The organism is Paraburkholderia sp. J67, from assembly GCF_905220265.1.
Classification (GTDB): Bacteria; Pseudomonadota; Gammaproteobacteria; order Burkholderiales; family Burkholderiaceae; genus Paraburkholderia.
In genome coordinates, this window is the sequence record NZ_CAJMZK010000001.1 from 846,690 (window position 1) to 869,372 (window position 22,683).

The window sequence follows — 22,683 nt, forward strand, 5'->3', positions numbered from 1 at the left end:
TCGCATCGCAACACGCGTCCCCCATACCCTATTGGATTGAGACAGAGAGGAAGACACCATCATGAGCGAAACGGATAACACCACGCAAAGCGCAGGCGGTTTCAAGCCGAAGAAGTCGGTCGCCCTGTCGGGCGTGGCGGCGGGCAACACGGCGCTGTGCACCGTGGGCCGCACCGGCAACGACCTGCACTATCGCGGCTACGACATTCTCGATCTGGCGACGGCCTGCGAATTCGAGGAAGTCGCTTATCTGCTCGTGCACGGCAAGCTGCCGAACACGGCTGAACTGGCCGCCTACAAGACGAAGCTCAAGGCGCTGCGTGGCCTGCCCGCGAACGTGAAGGCAGCGCTCGAATGGGTGCCGGCTTCGGCGCACCCGATGGACGTGATGCGCACGGGCGTCTCCGTGCTCGGCACCGTGCTGCCCGAAAAAGACGATCACAACCTGCCCGGCGCGCGCGACATCGCCGACCGCCTGATGGCTTCGCTCGGCTCGATGCTGCTGTACTGGTATCACTATTCGCACAACGGCAAGCGTATCGAAGTGGAAACCGACGACGATTCGATCGGCGGCCACTTCCTGCATCTGCTGCATGGCCGCGAGCCGTCGAAGTCGTGGGTCGATGCGATGCACGTCTCGCTGAACCTCTACGCCGAGCACGAGTTCAACGCCTCGACCTTCACGGGCCGCGTGATCGCGGGCACGGGCGCGGACATCTACTCGGCCATCACGGGCGCGATCGGCGCACTGCGCGGTCCGAAGCACGGCGGCGCGAACGAAGTGGCGTTTGAAATCCAGTCGCGCTACGAGACGCCCGACCTGGCAGAAGCGGACATCCGCCGCCGCGTGGAAGCGAAGGAAGTCGTGATCGGCTTCGGCCATCCGGTCTACACGATCTCGGACCCGCGCAACAAGGTCATCAAGGAAGTCGCGAAGAAGCTCTCGAAGGAACAATCGAACCTGAAGCTGTTCGACATCGCCGAGCGCCTCGAATCGACGATGTGGGAAGTCAAGAAGATGTTCCCGAACCTCGACTGGTTCAGCGCCGTTTCGTATCACATGATGGGCGTGCCGACCGCGATGTTCACGCCGCTCTTCGTGATCGCGCGCACGGCGGGATGGAGCGCGCACATCATCGAACAGCGCATCGACAACAAGATCATCCGCCCGAGCGCCAACTACACGGGTCCGGAGAATCTGAAGTTCGTGCCGATCGGCAAGCGCTGATCGAGACACGTTAGCCGTTTGGCTAATGGGAAAGGGAGGCCGATGCGCGTAACGTCGTGTTGACGTTGCGTCGGCCTCCACCCGCTTACTACACATTGGTCCCCAAGCCGTGAATACTGCCCACCGCAAAGCCCTGCCCGGCACCCGGCTCGATTACTTCGACGCGCGCGAAGCCGTCGAGGCCATCCAGCCCGGCGCCTGGGACACGTTGCCCTACACCTCGCGCGTGCTCGCCGAAAACCTCGTGCGCCGCTGCGAGCCCGCTACCCTCACCGCTTCGCTCCAGCAGCTCATCGAGCGCAAGCGCGACCTCGATTTCCCGTGGTATCCCGCGCGCGTGGTCTGCCACGACATCCTTGGCCAGACGGCGCTCGTCGACCTTGCGGGCCTGCGCGACGCTATCGCCGACCAGGGCGGCGACCCCGCCAAGGTCAACCCCGTGGTGCCGGTCCAGCTGATCGTCGATCACTCGCTCGCGGTGGAATGCGGCGGCTTCGATCCGCAGGCGTTCGAGAAGAATCGCGCCATCGAAGACCGGCGCAACGTGGACCGCTTCGACTTCATCAACTGGACGAAGAAGGCCTTCAAGAACATCGACGTGATTCCGCCTGGCAACGGCATCATGCACCAGATCAATCTGGAGAAAATGTCGCCGGTGATCGGCGTGACCGAAGGCGTCGCCTACCCGGACACCTGCGTCGGCACGGACAGCCATACGCCGCACGTGGATGCGCTCGGCGTGATCGCCATCGGCGTGGGCGGCCTCGAAGCCGAGAACGTCATGCTTGGCCGCGCCTCGTGGATGCGCCTGCCCGACATCGTCGGCGTGGAGCTGACGGGCAAGCGTCAGCCGGGCATCACGGCGACCGACATCGTGCTCGCGCTCACCGAATTCCTGCGCAAGGAAAAAGTCGTCGGCGCGTATCTGGAGTTTCGCGGCGAAGGCGCGTCGAGCCTCACGCTCGGCGACCGCGCCACGATCTCGAACATGGCGCCCGAGTATGGCGCCACGGCCGCGATGTTCTTCATCGACAACCAGACGCTCGACTATCTGCGCCTCACGGGCCGCGAGGAAGAGCAGGTGAAGCTGGTCGAAACCTATGCGAAGACGGCTGGCCTGTGGGCCGATTCGCTCGCGCACGCGCAGTACGAGCGCACGCTCACGTTCGATCTGTCGAGTGTGGTGCGCAACATGGCCGGTCCGTCGAACCCGCACAAACGCCTGCCGGTGTCTGCACTCGCTGAGCGCGGCATCGCGGGCAAGTGGGAAGACATGCCGGGGCAGATGCCCGACGGCGCGGTCATCATCGCCGCCATCACGAGTTGCACGAACACCAGCAACCCGCGCAACGTGATCGCGGCCGCGCTGCTCGCGCGCAACGCGAATGCGCGTGGCCTCACGCGCAAGCCGTGGGTGAAGAGTTCGCTCGCGCCGGGGTCGAAGGCGGTCGAACTGTATCTGGAAGAAGCGAAGCTGCTGCCGGATCTGGAGAAGCTCGGCTTTGGCATCGTGGCGTTCGCTTGCACCACGTGTAACGGCATGTCGGGCGCGCTCGATCCGAAGATCCAGCAGGAAATCGTCGATCGCGATCTGTACGCCACTGCGGTGCTGTCGGGCAACCGTAACTTCGACGGCCGTATCCACCCGTACGCGAAGCAGGCGTTCCTCGCCTCGCCGCCGCTGGTCGTGGCGTATGCGATTGCGGGCACGATCCGCTTCGACATCGAAAAGGATGTGCTGGGCACGGATCAGGACGGCAAGCCGGTCTATCTGAAGGACCTCTGGCCAAGCGACGAGGAAATCGACGCGATCGTGGCGCAGAGCGTGAAGCCGGAGCAGTTCCGCAAGGTGTACGAACCGATGTTCGCGGTCACCGCCGACAGCGGCGAGACCACCGACCCTCTCTACGACTGGCGCGCGCAAAGCACCTATATCCGCCGCCCGCCGTACTGGGAAGGCGCACTGGCGGGCGAGCGCACGCTCAAGGGCTTGCGCCCGCTCGCCGTGCTCGGCGACAACATCACGACCGACCACCTGTCGCCGTCGAACGCGATCCTGGCGGACAGCGCGGCCGGTGAGTACCTCACGAAAATGGGCTTGCCCGAAGAGGACTTCAACTCTTACGCGACGCACCGCGGCGACCACCTGACGGCGCAGCGCGCGACCTTCGCGAACCCCACGCTCATCAACGAGATGGCGGTGGTGGATGGCGTGGTGAAGAAGGGCTCGCTCGCACGGGTCGAACCGGAAGGCCAGGTCGTGCGCATGTGGGAGGCCATCGAGACCTACATGGACCGCAAGCAGCCGCTGATCATCGTGGCGGGTGCGGACTATGGCCAGGGTTCGTCGCGTGACTGGGCGGCCAAGGGCGTGCGTCTGGCGGGCGTGGAAGTGATCGTGGCGGAAGGCTTCGAGCGCATTCACCGCACCAACCTGATCGGCATGGGTGTGTTGCCGCTGGAATTCAAGGCGGGCACGAACCGCACGACGCTGGGCATCGACGGCACGGAGACGTTCGACGTGATTGGCGAGCGCACACCGCGCGCGGACCTCACGCTGGTGATCGAGCGCAGAAACGGCGAGCGAGTGGAAGTGCCAGTTACCTGCCGCCTGGACACGGCGGAGGAAGTGTCGATCTACGAAGCGGGTGGTGTACTGCAACGCTTCGCACAAGACTTCCTGGAATCCTCCCAAACAGCCTGACCCACCGAAAAGCCCCTCTCCCTGGGGGAGAGGGGTTGGGGAGAGGGGAGAGAGCGGACCAATGACCCAACTCCAACGAGCCAAAGCCCTGCGCCAAAACATGACCGAGGCCGAGCAGTTGCTGTGGCGCCACCTCCGCGCCCACCGCCTGTGTGGCGAGAAGTTTCGTCGACAGACACCCATCGGCCCGTACATCGTCGATTTCGTGCATTTCGGCGCGCGTGTCGCCATCGAAGCCGACGGCGGACACCACAACGGCAACGCAAGCGATGCTGTGCGCGACGCCTGGTTGCGAAGCCGGGGCTTTACCGTGCTGCGTTTCTGGAACGACGAGATACTGCGGAACACTGACGCGGTGCTTGAGGTGATTTTGCGGGCAGTCGGTCGTGGCGCTCCCCCCTCTCCCCCGGCCCCTCTCCCTCCGGGAGAGGGGAGGAACGTGTGACTTCATTCATTCGGGATTTTCATGAGCCATCAACCACAGATCAAGATTCCCGCCACTTATCTGCGCGGCGGTACCAGTAAGGGCGTCTTCTTCCGCCTTCTGGATCTGCCCGTTGCCGCGCAGCAGCCCGGCGCCGCGCGCGACCAGTTGCTCATGCGCGTCATCGGCAGCCCCGACCCCTACGGCAAGCAGATCGACGGCATGGGCGGCGCCACCTCCAGCACCAGCAAGACCGTCATCGTCTCCAGAAGCACCCGCGACGGTCACGATGTCGACTATCTGTTCGGCCAGGTCGCCATCGACAAGGCCTTCGTCGACTGGAGCGGCAACTGCGGCAATCTCTCCGCAGCCGTCGGCCCGTTTGCGATCAGCGGCGGTCTCGTCGACCCCAGCCGCGTGCCCGACAACGGCATCGCCACTGTGCGCATCTGGCAAGCCAACATCGGCAAGACCATCGTCGCGCACGTGCCCATCACCAACGGTCAGGTGCAGGAAACCGGCGACTTCGAACTCGACGGCGTGACCTTCCCCGCCGCCGAAGTGCAACTCGAATTCCTCGACCCCGCCGCCGATGAAGACGGCGCAGGCGGCGCGATGTTCCCCACCGGCCAGCTCGTGGACGATCTGGAAGTCCCCGGCGTCGGCACGCTCAAGGCCACGATGATCAACGCCGGCATCCCGACGATCTTCGTGAACGCCGAAGCCATCGGCTACACGGGCACGGAATTGCAGGACGCCATCAACGGCGACGCGAAGGCGCTGGAGAAGTTCGAGACCATCCGCGCGCACGGCGCGCTGCGCATGGGCCTCATCAAGCACCTCGACGAAATCGCCACGCGCCAGCACACGCCGAAGATCGCCTTCGTGGCCAGGCCCGCGGCCTACACGGCGTCCAGCGGCAAACGCGTGGAAAGCGACGACGTCGATCTTCTCGTGCGCGCGATGTCGATGGGCACGCTGCATCACGCCATGATGGGCACGGCGGCCGTGGCCATTGGCACGGCGGCGGCCATTCCGGGCACGCTCGTCAATCTCGCGGCGGGTGGCGGCGAGCGCAATGCGGTGCGCTTCGGCCATCCCTCGGGCACGCTGCGCGTGGGCGCCGAGGCTCGCCAGGAGAACGGCGAATGGGCCGTCACGAAAGCCATCATGAGCCGCAGCGCGCGCGTCCTGATGGAAGGCTGGGTGCGCGTGCCGGGAGATGCGTTTTAAGACCCGGTCCTACGCCCCGCGCGCTTACGCTGGAATAAAAACGCCCTGACGCAGCAATGCGTCAGGGCGTTTTTGTGTCGCTCAAATCGGGAAGCGGCTTGCTCAGCTTTGCGGTGTCGGCAGATACGGCATCGGATCGACCGGCTTGCCGTCGCGGCGCACTTCGAACAGCACGGCCACGCGGTCGTTGTTCTCGTTGCCCATTTCGGCGATCTGCTGGCCCTGATGCACCGTGTCGCCCGTCTTCACCAGCAACCGGCGATTGTGCGAATAAGCGGTCAGGAAGTCCTTGTTGTGCTGGACGATGATCAGGCTGCCGTATTCGTTGAGGCCCGTACCGGCGTACATGACCTTGCCGTCGGCGGCAGCTCGTACAGGGTCGCCAGCCTTGCCCGCGATTTCGATACCGCGCGTCGTGCCCGCCTCGAACGGCTCCACCACGCGGCCCTGAGCAGGCCAACTGAGCGCCACGCTATTGGCATGACGCGCGACTTCGGCGGCCACTGCCCGGCTTTGCGCCGTGTTCGTCGCCGATGTGCCGCCTGCCTGCGCGGGCGCTGCCTGTTGAACGATGATCGTCTGCGTCGAGACGAGCTTGAGCGACTGCCCCTTGCGCAGACGGCCGCCCGGCTTCAGGCGGTTCCATGCGCACAAATCCTTGACCGAAACATTGTGGGCCGACGCGATGCGCTGGAGCGTATCGCCACGGCGCACGCGCACCCAGGTGGTTTTGGTCACGGTGCGCTTGACCGGCACGCTGGCCGCCTGCGCAGCGGCGGCAGCGCTGGCCGCGTCTCCCGTCGCCGGGTTGACGGTTGCCGACGAATCGGGCTGCGGTTGCGGCGATTGCGGATCGCCAACGTTAGCGCAAGCACCCAGCAGCAAAGACAGGCCAAGGCCTGCGAGGCCTGCCCACCAGCGCGTCAGACCGGAGGCGGCTTGCCCCGAACGATCCTCAATCATCTTCGATACTCCCTGTTGCATGCGGCGGTATAGGGGTAGCGATCGGTATGGCACGGTCTGCTGCGTGAACACGCGCTCCCGCCCCACTGCTTCGACCCGCAAAACCCTGACCTTGCCGCGCTTATTTGCATTTAAATTGCATGCTTTATCGAGCAAAATCGCCCAGTATCGCGCAACATCGCGATGCCGCAACGATAGCTTTATCTCGAAAGCGACCCGGCATTGTAATGCGCATTTCATAAGCGCCCGGCAGGCGCGAACACTCTGATACAAATCTTGCTCAGGCGAATTTTTGCGCCTGCGACCGCTCAAAGAGCATCCACAAATAGCACCGGATCACGGCCTTATCCCTTCTGCATATCGGCATGACGGGCGAGAACTTGAATGCCTCAGCCGAACGGCCAGATGCGCTGAAAGCTCTTTGAAATTAAGGTAGTATGGCGCGCGCCCCTGGTAGAATCCGCCCCACGGGAACCCCATCGCGTCAATCGGGTCATTTCCTGAGCCTGTCGGCAAACTTCGCTCATCCGGTCCTCATTGGGGCCGCAATCCGTTGTCACCGACTTTTTTCGCCGCTGCCTCGCGCAGCCGCCGCCGTCGAGCCCACGCTCCGGTAGCGGGCCTTCGCCGCGGCTTTTTTTGCATGCGTCAGTGTGGCCGTGCGCGCCCTGCGGCGTGCCAGCCGGACGGCGCCGGATCCATGTCACAACCCTCCAATCGTCTCGTCGAACTCGACTTTTTTCGTGGTCTTGTTCTGCTGATCATCGTCGTCGATCACATCGGCGGCAGCATCCTGTCGCGCGTCACGCTGCATGCCTACGCGCTGTGCGACGCCGCCGAAGTGTTCGTGTTCCTCGGCGGCTTCGCCACGGCCACCGCCTGGGCCGCGCTCAGCGCGCGCCGCACCGAAGCCGTCGCGCGCCAGCGCTTCATCAAGCGCGCGTTCGAGATCTATCGCGCCTTCGTGGTCACGGCGCTGCTCATGCTGCTGGTCACGGCGATTCTCGTGGCCTGCAACGTCGACGCACCGAATCTCGCCACCACCGATCTCGACGATCTCACCCTCGCCCCCGCCGCCGCGCTGCGCGATATCGTGCTGTTGCGCCGCCAGCCCTATCTGGCCGGCGTGTTGCCGATGTACGCCTTCTTCGCGCTGACCGCGCCGCTTGCCCTGCCGCTCGCGCGCACGCGGCCGTGGCTGCTGGTGGCGATCAGCGTTGCGGTGTGGGCCGTGGCGCCGCATCTGACGCCGTGGCTGCCGCACGTGGACGACGTCAACTGGGACTTCAATCCGTTCGCGTGGCAGTTGCTGTTCGTGGCCGGTGTGATCGCCCAGGCGCAGCCGGTGTTCCAGAGCGTCACGGCGCGGCCGAAGCTTGGCGCGCTCGTGACGATGCTCGCGCTCGGCGTGGTTGCGGCCGCCGCGATCTATCGCCTGCATCTGGGCAACACGGCGCTCGACGCCGATTTCAAGCGCAATCTCGCCTGGTTCCGCGCGCTCAACTTCTTCGGCATCGCCTGGCTCACGGCCCATGTGATCCGGCTGGGCTGGGCGAAAAAGCTGGCCGCCGCGCTGCCCTGGGTGGGGCTCGTCGGCCGCAAGGGGCTGCTTTCCTTCGTCGCGGGCGCAGTGATCTCGCTGACCGTGGATTCGGTGCTCTACTGGTACACGGACGGCTATCTGAACATCCCCGCGGGCCTCGCCGCCGATGCGATCGCGCTCACCGCGCTGCTCCTCGTTGCGCGCGCCTCGGACCCGCTCAAACGCCTGCTGCCGTCGCGCGCCAAAGCCTCGGCCTGACTTTCGGCCTGAAGCAGCCGCACTTGACGCATCGCGCGCGCTCGCAACCGCGCGCGATGGCGCTTCCAGCCGTCACCGGCCACTGCTAGCATGTTGACCCCGCGCCGCAGGCGCGACTTCACGACCTGGCTCTCCTGCCATGCGCAGACACCCACGCGGCGCGGCGCGCGCCACTCTCTTCAACGCCTTGCGTCGCGCCTTCGCGGCCGTGGCGGCGCTTGCCGCCCTGAGCGGTCTCGGGCATAGCGCCGCCGCCAGCACGATCGCGTCGCGCACCTTCCACGCCAACGCACTCGAGCGCGACTGGCCGTACGTGGTCTATCTGCCCACCGGCTATCGCGCCGACGGCGCCCGCTATCCCGTGCTCTATCTCCTGCATGGCAACAACGGCGAGCCGATGGACTGGGTCACGCAAGGCGCCCTGCAAAGCACCGCCGATGCGCTGATCGCGCGCCACGAGATTCCGCCCGTCGTGATCGTAATGCCGCAAGGCGGCACCGACTGGTACGTCGATCGCAAGGAAAAGATGGAGACGGCGTTCTTCGCGGACCTGTTGCCCGAGATCGAGTCGCACTTCGCCGTCGACGACACGCGCGAAGGCCGCGCGATCGGCGGTGTGTCGATGGGCGGTTTCGGCGCGCTGCGCTACACGCTGGAGCACCCCGACATGTTCTGCGGGACCCTGCTGCTGTCACCCGCGATCTACTCGGGCGACCCGCCGCTGGCCTCGTCGGCGCGGCGCGTGGGCGTGTTCGGCGACCATCAGTTCGACTCGCACATCTGGCGCACGCTCAACTACCCCACGCTCTGGGCCGGCTATTTCGGTCGGCCGTGGCGCGTGCCCTTCTTCATCGCCTCGGGCGACGACGACCTTGTGATCCAGGCCGAATCGTCGCTGCTCTATACGCGCCTGCGCGAAGCCGGCAACCCGGCGGCATTGCGCATCGTCGACGGCGGGCACGTCTGGCCAGTCTGGCGTGAACTGTTGCCCGCCGCGCTCAAGTACACGCTCGCCTGCGTGCACTGAGCGCACCGAGCGGACGAAGAAACCTCACTCGGCCCAGTTCGCCCACAGCACCATCAGCACCGTCATCAGCGCGGGGCCGATAAAGATGCCGATCAGGCCGAAGGTCGTCGCGCCGCCCAGGATGCCGAACAGCACGAGCAGGAACGGCAGGCGTGTGGAGTTGCCGATCAGCACCGGCCGCACGAAATGCTCGGCGACAAACACGACGATGAAGCCCGTCACGGCCACCACCACGGCGCCCACGACCGAGCCCTGCACCACGAGCCACAACGCCGCGCCGCAGAACGCCAGCGGCGCGCAGAACGGCAGCATCGCCGCGATGGCCGTGATGGTGCCGAGCAGCGCCGCGTGCGGCACGCCCGTGAACATATACGCGAAGCCGAGCAGCACGCCCTCGCCCAGCCCGACCACGACGAGCCCCGTGACCGTCGCACGCACGGCCGCGGCCATGCGCTGGAGCAGTTGCGCGCCGTCCGCACCGAACGCGCGGCGCGCGCCGCGCATGACCGTGCTGGAGAGCTTCGGCCCCGCCTGGAGCACCACGAACAGGGTGACGAGCATGAAGCCGAAGGTCATCGACGCCCGCACCGCGCGCGCGCCGAAATGCCGCCCGAACGACACGATGGCGTCGCCGTGCAGCCCCTTCATGGCGGGCGAAGCCTTGAGCGGCTGCGCCAGATTGGCCTGCCACCAGTCGCTCACCTGGCGGCTACCCACCGGCAGATGCGCAACGAAGTCGGGCACCGGCACGCCGTTCTCCTGCGCCGCGTGCGCCCACAGGTAGAGGTCATGCGCTTCGCCGCCCGCCTGGATCGCCGTGAGCGTGATCGGCAGCACGACCAGCAGGGCAATGGCGACCGTGAGCAGCGTCGCGAGCCAGGTCGTGCGGCCCCGAAACGCGCGATGGCGCTCGATGGCCTGATACGCCGGCCAGAGGACGATGGCCAGCACGCACGCCCACGCGACGGCGGGCAGGAATTCGCGCACGACCCAGAGCGCAAGCAGCACGAGTAGGGCGAACAGCGCAGCCGACGCGGCGCGCTGGAGTTTTTGCTCGTTTGCGGAGTTCGGAGCAGGCGGGCGATGAATCATGTAACCTCGTGAAAATTCGACAGGACGGCTCCTGCGGCGCAGCAAAATCCGCTGCCCTCGAAGCCGGAGCCGGTGCATCGGTCAGGCCAGCAGCAACCTGGCAACCAACCGAAGCGAGCCGTCAGCATAAGGGCGACCGACCCAAAACGCGATCAACCTGCCGCTCGCCAGGCGGCTTCCCTTCTGATTCGCGTCCCCTCCAAGCGTTCCAACCCCGCCTTTCAGGCCGATTTTGATGTCGCGCCTCGCACAACACTGCGTTGCACAAATTCGAAGGGTCGGGTCTTGATCCCCCGCAAACCCGCATTCCTTCGTTAACCCGTATATGTGCCAGATCGATTGTTGCCGATTTTGGAATGGTGTTTCAACGGCGACACAATGGCACTTGACGCGTTAGAGGAATACATTCGCGGCAACCCCACTTACGGAGCCGACGATGAAGAAAAAAGCGTGCCTCGCGCTTGACGGAGCCAACGGTGAACGCATCGAAATCCTCGAACAGACGGATTCGGCGCTCGTGATCCGCTGGGTGGAACCCGGCCGCTGCCATTATGGCGAACAGCGCTGGCGCCGCCGCTCGGCGCACACTTCGGGCACTTGCGCCGTCTCGCGCCGCAAGATCCGCCGTGGCGACGCCGTGTTCAAACCCGCTGAGCGCCCCGCGCCGCTTAATGCGTCGGTGATGATCGCAGCCGAAGTGTTCGGCGATCTGGTCGCCAACGTGCCGTACAGCGAAGCGGCCTGAGCGGTTCGAAGCGGTTCCAGGCCCGTCACAAAGCGCCACATTCCGGCCAAATGGCTGAAGAGCGATTAGGTGAGATTCCCGTAATAATCGCGATCCAGACGATCGCGCACGCCTGAAGGCGTACACGGACGACTCCCTACGCTCAACCGCCGCCGGTCGCGCTCCACCCCAGCGCCTGCCGCACCGCAGCAAGCGCAATCGACCGCCCTGCATAGCGCGCCGTCAGGCCCGCCGACGCCTCGCCCAGCGCAGCCACGCGCGCGAGCACGTCGGGGTCGAACGGCACCGCGCGCGGACCGGTGCGGTCCACGTGCAGCAACAGTTGCTCGCTCGCCGAAACCGGCGTGTCGCCCTCGTCGGCGAACATCTCCAGATAGACCCGCACACGCTTCGCGTCGTGCTCCAGCACCCGCACCTCCACCCGCAGCGGCGTGCCCTCCCTGACCTCGTGCAGATAGTTCAGATGCGCCTCCAGCGTGTACATCGACCGCCCTCGCGCGTCGCGCTGCGCGGCGTCGAGACCGATCGCATCGAGTAGCGCATCGGTCGCATAGCTATAGATCAACATGTAGTACGCGTCGCGCAAATGGCCGTTGTAGTCGACCCACTCGGCGCGCACGCGGTCGCGATAGACGACGCCGGACGCTTGCTCACTCATGGCTCCTCCTTGTTCTGGTTTCATGCGAAGCGGCGCGCCCAGTTTAACGGCTGGCCACGCACGCCCGCTGCCTCTGCGCTAAGGTAGAACCGGTAGAACGAAGGTGGCGCGCGTCGTGCAATCACGGCGGGCGCGCCGTTTCGCAACCGCCGCACCATTCCGAAGGGCGGCGCTACGCAAGGAACCGGTCATGGCAGAGCATTCGCGCCCGCAACCCGACTCGCCGCCCAGTCGCCCCGAGGTCCAGCCCTTCTCGCTCGACGTGATGCTGGAGAAGTACGCGAAGGGCGACGAGCGCAGCGTCCAAGATATCTATCGCCGCGTCGCGCGCGGCGTCGCGCAGGCCGAGCCGCCTGCCTTGCGCGCCGAGATCGAGGCGCGCTTCGTGGACAACCTGCTGCACGGTGCGCTGGGCGCGGGCCGCATCATGAGCGCGGCGGGCACCGGCATCGAAGCCACGCTCATCAACTGCTTCGTGCAACCCGTGGGCGACAGCATCCAGGGCATCGACGACGAAGGCCGCCCCGGCATCTACGTCGCCCTGTTGCAGGCCGCGGAAACCATGCGGCGCGGCGGCGGCGTGGGCTACAACTTTTCGGCGATCCGCCCGCGCGGCGCGCTGGTGCATTCGACGGGCTCGAGCGCCTCGGGTCCGTGCAGCTACATCGACGTGTTCGACGCCTCGTGCCGCACGGTCGAAAGCGCGGGCTCGCGGCGCGGCGCGCAGATGGCCGTGCTCGACTGCGATCACCCCGACCTGCCCGAGTTCATCGAAGCCAAGCATTCGAAGGGGCGCTGGAACAACTTCAACGTCTCGGTCGCCGTGACCGACGCCTTCATGCGCGCGGTCGAAAACGACGCGCTCTGGCAACTGGTTCATCGCGCCGAGCCCTCTCCCGCACTGCGCGCGGCCGGCGATCTGCGCCAGCGCGACGACGGCCTCTGGATCTACGCGGAGAAACCGGCGCGCGCGATCTGGGACACCATCATGCGCTCGACCTACGACGTGGCCGAGCCCGGCGTGGTGTTCATCTCGCGCATGAACGAGGACAACAACCTGCGCGCGATCGAAAGCATTCGTGCGACCAACCCGTGCGGGGAACAACCGCTGCCCGCCTACGGCTGCTGCAACCTCGGCCCGCTCGATCTCACGCGCTTCGTGCGCGAACCGTTCGCCACGCTGCGCGGCGGCAAGACGGGAGCGGCCTCGTTCGACTGGGACGCGCTCGTTGCGCGCACAACCACGCAGGTCCGCTTTCTCGACGACGTGCTCGACGTCACGCTCTGGCCGCTGCCGGAACAGCATGCCGAAGCGATGGCCAAGCGCCGCATCGGCGTGGGCTTCACGGGCCTGGGCGACACGCTGGTGATGCTCGGCATCCGCTATGACACCGAGGAGGGCTGCGCCTTCGGCGCGCGCGTGGGCCGCACGATGCGCGACGCGGCCTATCGCGCGTCGGTCGAACTCGCGCGCGAACGCGGCGCGTTCCCGCTCTTCGATGCGAGCACCTACCTCGCGCCGGGCACGTTCGCCTCGCGCCTGCCCGAGGATCTGCAAACCGCCATTCGCGCGCACGGCATCCGCAATAGTCATCTGCTCTCGATCGCGCCGACCGGCACGGTGAGCCTCGCATTCGCCGACAACGCCTCGAACGGCATCGAGCCCGCCTTCTCGTGGACCTATCAGCGCACGCGCCGCATGGCGGACGGCAGCAACGAAACCTTCGCGGTCGAAGACCACGCGTGGCGTCTCTATCGCGCGATGGGCGGCGATGTGAACGCCCTGCCCGACTACTTCGTCAACGCGCTGCAGATGAGCGCGCAGGAGCACGTGGCGATGATGGCGGCAGTGCAGCCCTTCGTCGACACCTCGATTTCGAAGACCGTGAACGTCCCCGCCGATTATCCGTTCGAGGCGTTCGAGGATCTCTATCTGGACGCGTGGCGGCGCGGGCTCAAGGGACTGGCGACGTACCGGCCCAACGAAACCTTGGGCGCGGTGCTGCAAACGCTGCCCGCCAACGACGATACGCCCGCCGATGCGCAAAGCGACGCCTTGCTCGATCCGCTGCGCGTAGCGATCGACCATCGGCCCAAAGGCGAATTGCCCGCCGTGATCGAGAAGATCGAATATCTCACGCAGACGGGCAAGGTCTCGCTCTATGTCGCGGTGTCGTTTCTCGAAGTCGCGGGTCAGGTGGGCGGCGAAACGGTGACGATCGAGCGGCCGATCGAATTCTTCATTCCCGTTGGCCAGCGCGACGAATCGCAGCAATGGATCACGGCGACGATGCGTTCATTGTCGCTCGCGGCGCGCGGGGGTTTCGTCGCGCGCAATTTGCAGGATCTGCGCAAGGTATCGTGGGATCGCGGGCAAGTGCGTTATGGCGAGACGCAACGGCTCGACGGCAAGCGCACGCCGCTATGGCACGACTCGGAGGTCGCGGCGATCGCGTATGCGATCCAGCAGATTCTGCATCGGCGCGGGTTTCTCGATGCGGACGGAAAACAGGTGCCGTCGCGCTTACTGGCACAGCGGCGCGGCGCGACGCATCCACCGGGCAACCCGGACACGGACGATGCAAGCGGTGCGCGAGCGGGCGATCAAGTGCTCGACGGACCTAACGCGCTGCCCGCCGATTCCACGCTCGCTACGCCCCATGCCATGTTCGGTCGCAAGTGCGGATCGTGCAGCGCAAATGCCGTGATACGCAAGGATGGCTGCGATTTTTGCACGGCATGCGGTGAGATTGGGACGTGTGGATAAGCGCAACCGCGTCGCGAAGCATCGCTTGGATGTTCGCGATCTTTGCGACGCGTGACGATCATTAATTTCGCATATCTTACGAATTATTTCGCCCACGCCACGCGCGTTGATTCCTCCTGGTCTTTGCGGCCTTGCCGGGTTTCCCCCTTTCGCTTCGCTTTCCCTCGCGACGCTTCTCATTCGCCTCTCATTCACTTCGCGCGCCGCATTCGTTCCTGCGTAGCAGCCTCACAATCACTGCCCTAAAACAAGGCCCAGTTACGCATCTCGCATGGCGCGCCTCGCTGTTGTGCCGTTAAGCCTTTCGTACACGACACCTTGCGATGCGGCCCGCATCACCCACGCGCCGCGCGTATTCGCGGCGTGTGCAACACCAGCTATCAACCTTGACAGGGTGAAGGCTTCGGGACTTCACATCCGGTATGGCAGGACGTTTCCGCCAGGGAGTCGCCACACAACATTACGACAAGGCAAGGACGTCATGCCACCCGCCAAAGATCACTACGGGGTTCGCTCCTTTGCACTGCTACAGGGCCTGCCCGAATCACTCGTACTGCATATCGAGGCGCACCTCACGCCCTGGCCCGCGCGGCGCAACCGGCTGTTGTTCTTCAAAGGCGAAGCTGAAAACTTCGTCGCCTTCGTGCATCGCGGACACATTTATCACTCGCTGCACGAACCGGGCGGGCGCGAAATCATCCTCGACTACACGCTCGCGGGCGGACTCGTCGGCGAGGGCGCGCTGTTGCATCCGCGCCGCCGCAGCTTCAACGCGCAACTGAGCCCCGACTGCGAAATCTCGCTGCTGCACGAAGCGCATTTCGCGGCGTTGCAGGCCAATCCGCTCTTCATGCTGCGCGTCCAGCAATTGCTTTGCAACCGCCTCGAACAACTGAGCGATTTCGTCGAATCGGCTTGTCTTTACAGGCTCGAAGCACGGCTCGCGCGTCATCTGCTCACGCGCATGGGCGACGGCGAGCGCCACGAAGTCTGCTTGCCTGGCAATCAAAGCATCATGGCCGCCATGCTCAACGTAAGCCGGCCGCGCCTCAATACGCTGCTACAGCGCTGGCAACGCGAAGGCCTGATCCGGCCGCAAGCGCGCACGCTTTGCATCGAAAATCCCGAGCGTCTGCGCCATATCGCGGCGGCCGGATGAAACACGCGGCACGCGTATCGCGCGCGTTGTTACGTACGCAACTGCTTTCATCATACGATTGGCCGGATTCTGCGGATTCCACCCACGGAGGACGCAGAATGAACATCACCCACTACGCTGGCGAGGAGACCGCCGCCTACCGCGAACAATTCGATTGCACCTGGAAAGCCGTGCACGGCAAGCTGCGCAGGCGCGCGCGTTTGCTGTGCAAGGGCGATCCCTCGCGCGCCGACGATCTCCTCTCGGACACCGCGCTGAAAGTCCATCTCTACATGCAGCGCTCGCCCGATCGCGTGAAGAACCTCGCGGGCTTCTTCTTTCTCGCGCTCAACCACGCGTTTCTCGACCATGCGCGCCGGCGCGGTCGCGAGGATCGCGTGATCGAGCACGGCACCGAATGCGATGACGAGCACTGCATCGCCATCGCCGATCATGCGCCGCCCATCGAGCAGCAGCTCGCGCTCAAGCAGCAACTCGCGCGCATGGAGCGCGCCGTCGCCGAACTCGCCCCCGCTCAACGCACGCTGTTCGCCCTGAAATTCGAGGACGAACTTGCGTATCCGCAAATCGCCGCCGTGCTCGGCATCAGCGAGGCACTCGCGCGCAAACGCGTCGAACTGCTGCGCAAAAAGCTGCGCCAGAAGCTCGATTAACGCGCGCATCGTACCTGCCGAACTGCTTCGCAACCTTCACAAGCGCCCCCACATCGCGTCCCTGTTCATGCAAGTCACGCGGCGCGGTGCCAGTCGCCCCGCGCTTTTTCCACCCCCATGCCGTACCGAAGGAGTCGTCATGGCAGACAACACCGCCGTCAACGGCCAGATCACCGACGCCGTCACGCAAACCAACGTCAAGGTCGTGGCCGAAGCCCCGGCTCAGGCGCTCGCCTCGCTCTACCAGTTCGCCAGCCATTCGGCCGGCCTGTCGTTGCAGAACGCCGTGCACAGCCAGCAGGCGCTGAACCAGATTTCCAGCGCCGTGATTTCGAAGGCCGTGACGATGATTCTCGCGGTCGGCGACAAGAGCTGACGCGCGCGCGGAGACATGAACCATGAGCCTCAAGGACCTCTTTGGCGGCAAGTCCGCCGCAAGCGCCGACGGCGCGGCGTCAGCGGCGCCACCGCCCACCGCGCCGGTCACGCCACCTTCATCGCCGCCCGCGACGAATGCCGCGTCGGCCAGCGCGGAGAACGCCGGCGCGGCCACGGCCAACAGCAGTGCTAACAGCAGCACCGGAACACCACCTGCCACGCCGCCCACGAGCCCGCTTGCCGGTTTCACCGCGCAGATGCAGGGCGCGAGCGCGACGCCCGCCACCGACGCGCTCAACAGCCAGATCGTGCAGGCAGTGCAGTTGACCAACGCGGAGACGACCGCCTATGCGAGCAGCCAGATCGCCGCCGGGCCCAACATGATGATCAGCCAGGCAAGCGGCCTTGTCGCGCAGTCGGCGGCGAACTACTTCGACGGTGCAAGCAAGCTCGCGCTCGCCAGCAAAAGCGTGCTGCTCAAGAACATGACCGAGAAGCTGCTCCAGGAGGACATCAAGGGCGCGGCCGAGGATGCGCTCGGCGTGCTGATCACCGATCTGCTGGTGGGCACCGCAGCGGCGGTCGCGGCGGCCGCGGGCGCCATCGAAGGCGAGGCCGCGCATTTCGCGCTCGACAAGATCGACCAGAGCATCAACAAGTATCAGTCGCTGCTCGACCGCAAGGGCGGCTAAGCGGCACGTCCCATCGACATCCCCATTGATCAGGAGAACGACATGCTCGACCTTCACTCGCTCGTGCTGGGCGGCGGCGGCGCCAAAGGTGTGGTCTACCCCAAGACGCTCCAGGAACTGCATCGCGACCGCCAGATCGACCTGCGCGCCGTGCCCCACGTCGCGGGCGCAAGCGCGGGTGCGCTGACCGGCTTTATCCTCGCGCTCGGCGGCACGCCCGACGCGATCGCGCAGCTTTCGCCGACCATCACCGAAGCCCTGCCGTTCGCGACCAAATCGTTCGCGAATCGCGGCGAAACGTACATCGCCGCGAGCCGCGCGACGACCGTCTTCGATTACACCGCCGACAAGCTCGACGGCTCGACGATTCCCTCGGTGCTGATGATCTGGGCCGAAACCGCGCTGCTGCAACTGATGCGCCGCATCGTCGAGCAAATCGACCTCGACGACAAAGGCGACAGCTTTCTCACGCTGGACGGCGAGCGCTATTACCTGAACGAGTTGCACGGGCGCGGCACGGGCTGCTTCTGGGACTACGACGTGGACCCGGGCGGCCCGCACATCGGCGCGCTGCGCGCGGCATTGACGACCGGTCTGCGCGATCTGCGGCGTTTCGGCTGCTATCTCGTCAGCACGCATCACCGCATCGTCACGCTGCTGCGCGAGGCGGGCATCGACGCCGGCTGGAAACACCTGAGCGTCACGCTCACGCGGCTCTATCCGGCGCAGGTCGACAGCGCGGCGCTCGCTGAAACGTTCGGCTCGCTCAACTACGTGTCTTCGCTGCTGCCGCCGGGCACGTGGTCGTCCGAACGCAATCCGGTCCACAAAGCGTTCGTGCGCCATGAAGGCGTCTGCCTGCTGGCCGCCGCGCAGGCGAGCGGCGCCTTTCCGCTGCTGTTCGCCGCGTCGACGCTCGGGCCGTCGCCATCGCTGCGCGACTTCCTCTACACCGACGGTGGTTGCATGAGCAACATGCCGATCGAGGCGCCGATCTTCGCGGACAGCATCATCGGACGACCGACCGCCGAGCGCGACATACTCGCGATCGGCCTCAATGACGGCGACGAAGCGAGCAGCCTGCCGTCCTGGTGGCAGATGTCGATCGTGCAGCGCCTGATGCTGCCGTCGGCGCACAAGACCATCGTCGTGCCCGCCAACGACTCGTTCTATGCGCGCGCGCGACGCGACATTTGCCGCACGCCGCCCGCCGCAAAAACCGAACACGGCGCGCTGTTCCGCTTCAGCATGAAACCCGAGGGCGATTACCGCATTTTCTACGCGAGCAAGTTGCCGGACGCGCCCATTTCGCTGACGGCTGAAATCCCCACGGGCACCCCGGGTAGCAGCGTGCAGAACGCCATCGACGAGTACGCGGGCAGCATCGTGCGCAATCTCGCGCTGCTCGTGCAGCAGGCCGCGCCGCAACGCGGCGGCGGCATCTGGGGCGGCTTGTAAGCGCCCGCACGCGTTAGCCTGGCGCTTCAGTTGTGCTCGCGCGCGGCGCGCGAGCACACGGAATGCAGTCACATCTCGTCATATCGGGTGCCGTCGTGCTGATCCGCTTCATCTCCATTCCATCGGGCCTGCAATTCGCGGGCTGGGCCGGGCTCGGTCTGCTCATGACCGCCGCGGGCTACGGCCTCGCACGCGCTGTATTGCGACCGCGCGAGCCGCATGCGCAGAACGGCGAACTGGGCACGATCATGGCCGTGGTCGGCGTGTTCTTCGGCCTCGTGATCGCGACGATGCTCGCGCGCGCCGTCGATCACTTCGACGCGGCCGTCAAGGCCGTCAATCGCGAAGCCGATGCGGGCGCTGCGCTCTACCGCGTCGCCGCCCAGGGCGCGCCCGAACTCGCGCGCGCCGTGCAGGCGCCGCTGCTCCAGTATCTCGACCACGTCGTGCGGATCGAATGGCCGCGCCAGAGCGCGGGACTCGACATCGCGCCCGAATCCGCCGATCTGATTGACGTAAGCCGCGCCATCGGCGCATTCCGGCCCGCCAACCCACGCGAACTCGCGTGGCTCGAAATCACCGAGCGCAAACTCGACGACCTGTTCGCCGCGCGCCATGCGCGGCTCGTCAACACCGACCTGACGATCCCAATAGAGATCTGGGTCGTCGACCTGCTCGGCGAACTCACGCTCATCGTGTTCGGCTGGCTCATGCACATTCCGCAACGCCCGCTCCATCTTCTTCTGGTCATGGGCATCGCGATGTCGGTCTCGCTCGTGCTCGCCGCCACGCTCGTCTACGACGCGCCATTTCATGGCGATATTTCGGTATCCGATTCACCTTATGTCGAAGCGATACACGATATCGCTCACGCTTCGGCCAGCGAGTAAGCGCGTAGACGGGTTTCAACGCATCGCTTCACAGCGCCCTTGAATACACGTTCCTTTCAGCAACCTCGTCGCAGTTTTCACGGATCGACCGCCATGTCTGCCCCCGCACCGGAATTGCGCCCCGAAGCGCCCCGCACGGTCGGACTGCCGTCGTTGAGCCGAAGTCCGATTCATCTGCTGTCTGCGCTCGTCACCGTATCGGTCGACAAACTCTGGGACGGCATGCTGCTCGACATGGCCAAGCAAATGCCGCTCGAACAGAAAGCACGTTTCCTGCTGATCGTGGGGCTATTGCTGTTCGTCATCACCACGGTGAGCACGACGCTCACGCAATCGAAAGTCGACACGGACTCGCCTGGCGTCGCGCTCGCCAAAGGACTCGCGATGGGCGTGCTGGCCGGCCTCCCTTATACCTTCAGTTCAACCGAAATGGGCCTGCTGTTCATCGGCTGGTCAGGCATCAACGAGTTGCAGAAGCAGCATCAGAAGCATCGCCACGAACCGAAACCGGATCAACCTTCTTCCCCCACCCAACAGGAGAACGCACCGTGGATTCGCTAACCCCTCTGTCACGACGTCTCGCCGCCGCGACCCTCTGCGCGCTTGGCATGCTGGCCGCGGCCAGCGACTACGCACATGCGGCCGACGCGCCGCCCTTACCCGCCCTCGCCGCCGACGCACAGCAGGTCACCGTCTCGGGGCTGTCGTCAGGCGCATTCATGGCGGCGCAGTTCAGCGTCGCGTACTCGCACAGCATTGCGGGCGCCGGCATCGTCGCGGGCGGCCCGTTTTACTGCGCGGGTCTCAATCCGAACGGCGGCCCCGATCGCTTTCTGATCACCGCGAGCACGCTGTGCATGACGCCGATGGGCACGGCGCCGTCCGGCGCCTCTGCGTTCAAGGCCGCGCAGCGCTTCGCCGCCAACGGCGTGATCGACGACGTCGCGAACCTCAAGCGCCAGCGTCTCTACATCTTCACGGGCGCCTCCGACAAGATCGTACTGCCGAAGGTCGTCGCGCAGACACGCGCCTTCTATCGCAGCGCGGGCGTACCCGATGCGCAGGTCGCCTATGTCGACAACATCAACGCCGGTCACGCGCTGATCACCGCGAACCGCACCGATCTGGCCTGCTCGGCCAACGCGCCGCCCAACCTCAACAACTGCAATTTCGTGCAATCGCACAACATCCTGCGCCAGCTTTACGGCGACCTCGCGCCCCCTTCGCCCAAACTGGGCGGCGAGCTGCTCGACTTCGACCAGACCGAGTTCTTCAAGCGCGAGCGCACGGGACTTTCCGACGTGGGCCACGTCTACATACCTGCCGATTGCCTCACGCAGACTTGCCGCGTGCATGTGGTCTTCCACGGCTGCACGCAGGAGGACAGCCGCCTGGGCGATCGCTTCTTCACGACAACGGGCTACAACGAACTCGCGGACAGCAATCGCATCGTCGTGCTCTATCCGCAGATCCGCACCGATGCGCGCCGCAACCCGAAGGGCTGCTGGGACTTCTGGGGCTACACCAGCAACCATCCCGCGCAGCCCGACTTCTACACGAAATCGGCCCCGCAGATGGCTGCCATCGACGCGATGGTCCAGCGCCTTCTCAGCGCCCGCAATGTAAAGGATGCACGATGAACGCCTCGACTTCGAATCGCGCCAGGGCAGTCGCCGATGGCGCAGACGCAATGGGCGCGATGGACTTGCCCGCACCCGCCCCGCTCGCGGGCACGTTGTTTGGACCGGTCGTGGGTCCGCTTTTCGAACCGTTTATGAGTTCCGTGCTTGCGTCCATGATGGCGGCCCAGTTGCCTTCAGCGGCGCAATGGAAGCCCCCATTGAAGGCCGCGCTCGCCTGGCGCGAGGCCTTTGCCGAGCGCGTCGAAGAAAGCGCATGGCAGTGGCCGCGCACGTGGCATCTGCGCAATGACACGGCAGGACTCGTCGAATACGGCCGGCAGGTCGCCCAGACTGCGCATCAACTCGGCAAGCAGTGGCTCGACGCACAACTCCTCGCGGCCGCCCAGTGGCGCACGCAAAGCTTCGCGCTGCTGCCGCAATGGCTCGATGCGCGCGGCCAGGCCGACGCCGCGCTGATCGCGAACGAGGCCCAGCAGGCGGCGCGCAGCCAATGGGACGCGCAGAACGAAGCGCTAATGCAATGGTTCAGCGCTATCTCACCCGCGTTTCTGGAGTGCCTTCAGCAATGGCTCGACGATGATCCCGGTGAGCGCGGCGACGCCGAAGTCAACGCAAGCGACGCCGCCTGACCCCAGCCCCGCGACTCACGCAACGAGGAACCACCATGAAAATCAACTCCGCTGGCCTCGACCTTATCAAGTACTACGAAGGACGTCGCCTGATTGCCTATGCCGACGTCGTCGGCGTGCTGACGATCGGCTATGGCCACACGGGCGCGGATGTGACGCCCGGTCTCGTCATCACGCAGACGCAAGCCGACCAGTTGCTCGCCGACGACCTCGCACGCTTCGAAAGCGGCGTTAGCCGCCTCGCGCTGGTTCCCCTCAATGCGAACCAGTTTTCGGCGCTCGTGAGCTTCAGCTACAACCTCGGGCTCGACAACCTTCGCCAGTCGACGCTGCTGCGCGAGCTCAATGGCGGCGACTACACGGCCGCCGCGAATCAGTTCCCGCGCTGGGACAGGGCCGGCGGCCGCGAGTTGTCGGGACTGCTCAAACGACGCCAGGCCGAACAGGCGCTGTTCCTGACGCCGCCTGCCAGCTGAGCATTCACAACCGGTGCGCACGCAACGTCCTGACCATGACGGACGTGCGCGTCCGGCGTCTGT

The 22,683-nt window shown here is 65.5% G+C and carries 21 protein-coding genes; 18 read left to right on the top strand and 3 right to left on the bottom strand.

Annotation, left to right across the window (positions count from 1 at the left end; all coding sequences use genetic code 11):
• Positions 1–61: 61 nt before the first annotated feature.
• From prpC to prpF, 4 genes are all read left to right on the top strand, one after another.
• Positions 62–1,228, top strand: a complete 1,167-nt coding sequence (gene prpC, locus U5782_RS03550) for a 2-methylcitrate synthase (protein ID WP_322042415.1) — start codon at positions 62–64, stop codon at positions 1,226–1,228.
• A 109-nt stretch (positions 1,229–1,337) separates the two neighbouring features.
• On the top strand, positions 1,338–3,932 hold the full coding sequence (gene acnD, locus U5782_RS03555) for a Fe/S-dependent 2-methylisocitrate dehydratase AcnD (protein ID WP_322042416.1): 2,595 nt from the start codon (positions 1,338–1,340) through the stop codon (positions 3,930–3,932).
• A 61-nt stretch (positions 3,933–3,993) separates the two neighbouring features.
• Positions 3,994–4,377, top strand: a complete 384-nt coding sequence (locus tag U5782_RS03560) for an endonuclease domain-containing protein (RefSeq protein ID WP_322042417.1) — start codon at positions 3,994–3,996, stop codon at positions 4,375–4,377.
• Positions 4,378–4,398: 21 nt separating this feature from the next.
• The gene (prpF, locus tag U5782_RS03565) at positions 4,399–5,589 is read left to right on the top strand and encodes a 2-methylaconitate cis-trans isomerase PrpF (RefSeq protein WP_322042418.1); all 1,191 of its coding nucleotides are present in this window, start codon (positions 4,399–4,401) and stop codon (positions 5,587–5,589) included.
• A 102-nt stretch (positions 5,590–5,691) separates the two neighbouring features.
• Here the strand turns inward: prpF and U5782_RS03570 are convergent, their stop codons facing one another.
• A complete protein-coding gene (locus U5782_RS03570; RefSeq protein ID WP_322042419.1) occupies positions 5,692–6,552 on the bottom strand; it encodes a peptidoglycan DD-metalloendopeptidase family protein in 861 nt (286 codons plus the stop codon).
• A 700-nt stretch (positions 6,553–7,252) separates the two neighbouring features.
• Between U5782_RS03570 and U5782_RS03575 the strand changes: the two genes are divergently transcribed.
• Positions 7,253–8,353: an OpgC domain-containing protein gene (locus U5782_RS03575; protein WP_322042420.1), complete on the top strand. Its 1,101-nt coding sequence runs from the start codon at positions 7,253–7,255 to the stop codon at positions 8,351–8,353.
• A 139-nt stretch (positions 8,354–8,492) separates the two neighbouring features.
• Positions 8,493–9,380 (top strand): alpha/beta hydrolase, encoded by an 888-nt coding sequence (locus tag U5782_RS03580; protein WP_415914232.1) that lies wholly within the window; start codon positions 8,493–8,495, stop codon positions 9,378–9,380.
• 24 nt (positions 9,381–9,404) lie between these two features.
• On the opposite strand, the gene U5782_RS03585 is transcribed toward U5782_RS03580, so the two are convergent.
• Positions 9,405–10,472 carry an AI-2E family transporter gene (locus tag U5782_RS03585; RefSeq protein ID WP_322042421.1) on the bottom strand — a complete coding sequence of 356 codons (1,068 nt, stop codon included), beginning with the start codon at positions 10,470–10,472 and terminating at the stop codon, positions 9,405–9,407.
• Between the two features lie 436 nt (positions 10,473–10,908).
• Here U5782_RS03585 and U5782_RS03590 point away from each other — a divergent pair, with 436 nt between their 5' ends.
• Positions 10,909–11,217, top strand: coding sequence for a DUF3331 domain-containing protein (locus U5782_RS03590; protein ID WP_027819484.1), 309 nt, complete (start codon positions 10,909–10,911; stop codon positions 11,215–11,217).
• A 142-nt stretch (positions 11,218–11,359) separates the two neighbouring features.
• On the opposite strand, the gene U5782_RS03595 is transcribed toward U5782_RS03590, so the two are convergent.
• On the bottom strand, positions 11,360–11,875 hold the full coding sequence (locus tag U5782_RS03595) for a thioesterase family protein (protein WP_322042422.1): 516 nt from the start codon (positions 11,873–11,875) through the stop codon (positions 11,360–11,362).
• 190 nt (positions 11,876–12,065) lie between these two features.
• Here U5782_RS03595 and U5782_RS03600 point away from each other — a divergent pair, with 190 nt between their 5' ends.
• The 11 genes from U5782_RS03600 (at position 12,066) to U5782_RS03650 (ending at position 22,620) form a co-directional block, all read left to right on the top strand.
• Positions 12,066–14,642 (top strand): adenosylcobalamin-dependent ribonucleoside-diphosphate reductase, encoded by a 2,577-nt coding sequence (locus tag U5782_RS03600; protein WP_322042423.1) that lies wholly within the window; start codon positions 12,066–12,068, stop codon positions 14,640–14,642.
• Between the two features lie 481 nt (positions 14,643–15,123).
• Positions 15,124–15,801 carry a Crp/Fnr family transcriptional regulator gene (locus tag U5782_RS03605; protein WP_322042424.1) on the top strand — a complete coding sequence of 226 codons (678 nt, stop codon included), beginning with the start codon at positions 15,124–15,126 and terminating at the stop codon, positions 15,799–15,801.
• A 98-nt stretch (positions 15,802–15,899) separates the two neighbouring features.
• Entirely contained in the window at positions 15,900–16,454 is a 555-nt protein-coding gene (locus U5782_RS03610; protein ID WP_322042425.1) for an RNA polymerase sigma factor, read from the top strand.
• A gap of 139 nt (positions 16,455–16,593) precedes the next feature.
• Positions 16,594–16,830 carry a RebB family R body protein gene (locus tag U5782_RS03615; protein WP_065061686.1) on the top strand — a complete coding sequence of 79 codons (237 nt, stop codon included), beginning with the start codon at positions 16,594–16,596 and terminating at the stop codon, positions 16,828–16,830.
• A gap of 22 nt (positions 16,831–16,852) precedes the next feature.
• Complete coding sequence (locus U5782_RS03620; protein WP_322042426.1) at positions 16,853–17,524, top strand: hypothetical protein; 672 nt, start codon at positions 16,853–16,855, stop codon at positions 17,522–17,524.
• 42 nt (positions 17,525–17,566) lie between these two features.
• Positions 17,567–18,982, top strand: coding sequence for a patatin-like phospholipase family protein (locus U5782_RS03625; protein ID WP_322042427.1), 1,416 nt, complete (start codon positions 17,567–17,569; stop codon positions 18,980–18,982).
• Between the two features lie 62 nt (positions 18,983–19,044).
• Complete coding sequence (locus U5782_RS03630) at positions 19,045–19,872, top strand: hypothetical protein (RefSeq protein ID WP_322042428.1); 828 nt, start codon at positions 19,045–19,047, stop codon at positions 19,870–19,872.
• 93 nt (positions 19,873–19,965) lie between these two features.
• A complete protein-coding gene (locus tag U5782_RS03635; protein WP_322042429.1) occupies positions 19,966–20,433 on the top strand; it encodes a hypothetical protein in 468 nt (155 codons plus the stop codon).
• Entirely contained in the window at positions 20,421–21,512 is a 1,092-nt protein-coding gene (locus U5782_RS03640; protein WP_322042430.1) for a PHB depolymerase family esterase, read from the top strand. Before U5782_RS03635 ends, U5782_RS03640 begins: the two co-directional genes overlap by 13 nt.
• A complete protein-coding gene (locus U5782_RS03645) occupies positions 21,509–22,144 on the top strand; it encodes a hypothetical protein (protein ID WP_322042431.1) in 636 nt (211 codons plus the stop codon). The genes U5782_RS03640 and U5782_RS03645 overlap by 4 nt, the downstream gene beginning before the upstream one ends.
• A 35-nt stretch (positions 22,145–22,179) precedes the next feature.
• Positions 22,180–22,620: a lysozyme gene (locus U5782_RS03650; RefSeq protein ID WP_322042432.1), complete on the top strand. Its 441-nt coding sequence runs from the start codon at positions 22,180–22,182 to the stop codon at positions 22,618–22,620.
• The last annotated feature ends 63 nt before the right edge of the window (positions 22,621–22,683 follow it).

What these genes read in the sequence shown, in the direction of transcription:
- prpC (WP_322042415.1), top strand. Translation starts at nt 62, where the DNA reads ATGAGCGAAACGGATAACACCACGCAAAGCGCAGGCGGTTTCAAGCCG.
- U5782_RS03560 (WP_322042417.1), top strand. Translation starts at nt 3,994, where the DNA reads ATGACCCAACTCCAACGAGCCAAAGCCCTGCGCCAAAACATGACCGAG.
- prpF (WP_322042418.1), top strand. Translation starts at nt 4,399, where the DNA reads ATGAGCCATCAACCACAGATCAAGATTCCCGCCACTTATCTGCGCGGC.
- U5782_RS03570 (WP_322042419.1), bottom strand. Translation starts at nt 6,552, where the DNA reads ATGATTGAGGATCGTTCGGGGCAAGCCGCCTCCGGTCTGACGCGCTGG.
- U5782_RS03575 (WP_322042420.1), top strand. Translation starts at nt 7,253, where the DNA reads ATGTCACAACCCTCCAATCGTCTCGTCGAACTCGACTTTTTTCGTGGT.
- U5782_RS03580 (WP_415914232.1), top strand. Translation starts at nt 8,493, where the DNA reads ATGCGCAGACACCCACGCGGCGCGGCGCGCGCCACTCTCTTCAACGCC.
- U5782_RS03585 (WP_322042421.1), bottom strand. Translation starts at nt 10,472, where the DNA reads ATGATTCATCGCCCGCCTGCTCCGAACTCCGCAAACGAGCAAAAACTC.
- U5782_RS03590 (WP_027819484.1), top strand. Translation starts at nt 10,909, where the DNA reads ATGAAGAAAAAAGCGTGCCTCGCGCTTGACGGAGCCAACGGTGAACGC.
- U5782_RS03595 (WP_322042422.1), bottom strand. Translation starts at nt 11,875, where the DNA reads ATGAGTGAGCAAGCGTCCGGCGTCGTCTATCGCGACCGCGTGCGCGCC.
- U5782_RS03600 (WP_322042423.1), top strand. Translation starts at nt 12,066, where the DNA reads ATGGCAGAGCATTCGCGCCCGCAACCCGACTCGCCGCCCAGTCGCCCC.
- U5782_RS03605 (WP_322042424.1), top strand. Translation starts at nt 15,124, where the DNA reads ATGCCACCCGCCAAAGATCACTACGGGGTTCGCTCCTTTGCACTGCTA.
- U5782_RS03610 (WP_322042425.1), top strand. Translation starts at nt 15,900, where the DNA reads ATGAACATCACCCACTACGCTGGCGAGGAGACCGCCGCCTACCGCGAA.
- U5782_RS03615 (WP_065061686.1), top strand. Translation starts at nt 16,594, where the DNA reads ATGGCAGACAACACCGCCGTCAACGGCCAGATCACCGACGCCGTCACG.
- U5782_RS03620 (WP_322042426.1), top strand. Translation starts at nt 16,853, where the DNA reads ATGAGCCTCAAGGACCTCTTTGGCGGCAAGTCCGCCGCAAGCGCCGAC.
- U5782_RS03625 (WP_322042427.1), top strand. Translation starts at nt 17,567, where the DNA reads ATGCTCGACCTTCACTCGCTCGTGCTGGGCGGCGGCGGCGCCAAAGGT.
- U5782_RS03630 (WP_322042428.1), top strand. Translation starts at nt 19,045, where the DNA reads ATGCAGTCACATCTCGTCATATCGGGTGCCGTCGTGCTGATCCGCTTC.
- U5782_RS03635 (WP_322042429.1), top strand. Translation starts at nt 19,966, where the DNA reads ATGTCTGCCCCCGCACCGGAATTGCGCCCCGAAGCGCCCCGCACGGTC.
- U5782_RS03645 (WP_322042431.1), top strand. Translation starts at nt 21,509, where the DNA reads ATGAACGCCTCGACTTCGAATCGCGCCAGGGCAGTCGCCGATGGCGCA.
- U5782_RS03650 (WP_322042432.1), top strand. Translation starts at nt 22,180, where the DNA reads ATGAAAATCAACTCCGCTGGCCTCGACCTTATCAAGTACTACGAAGGA.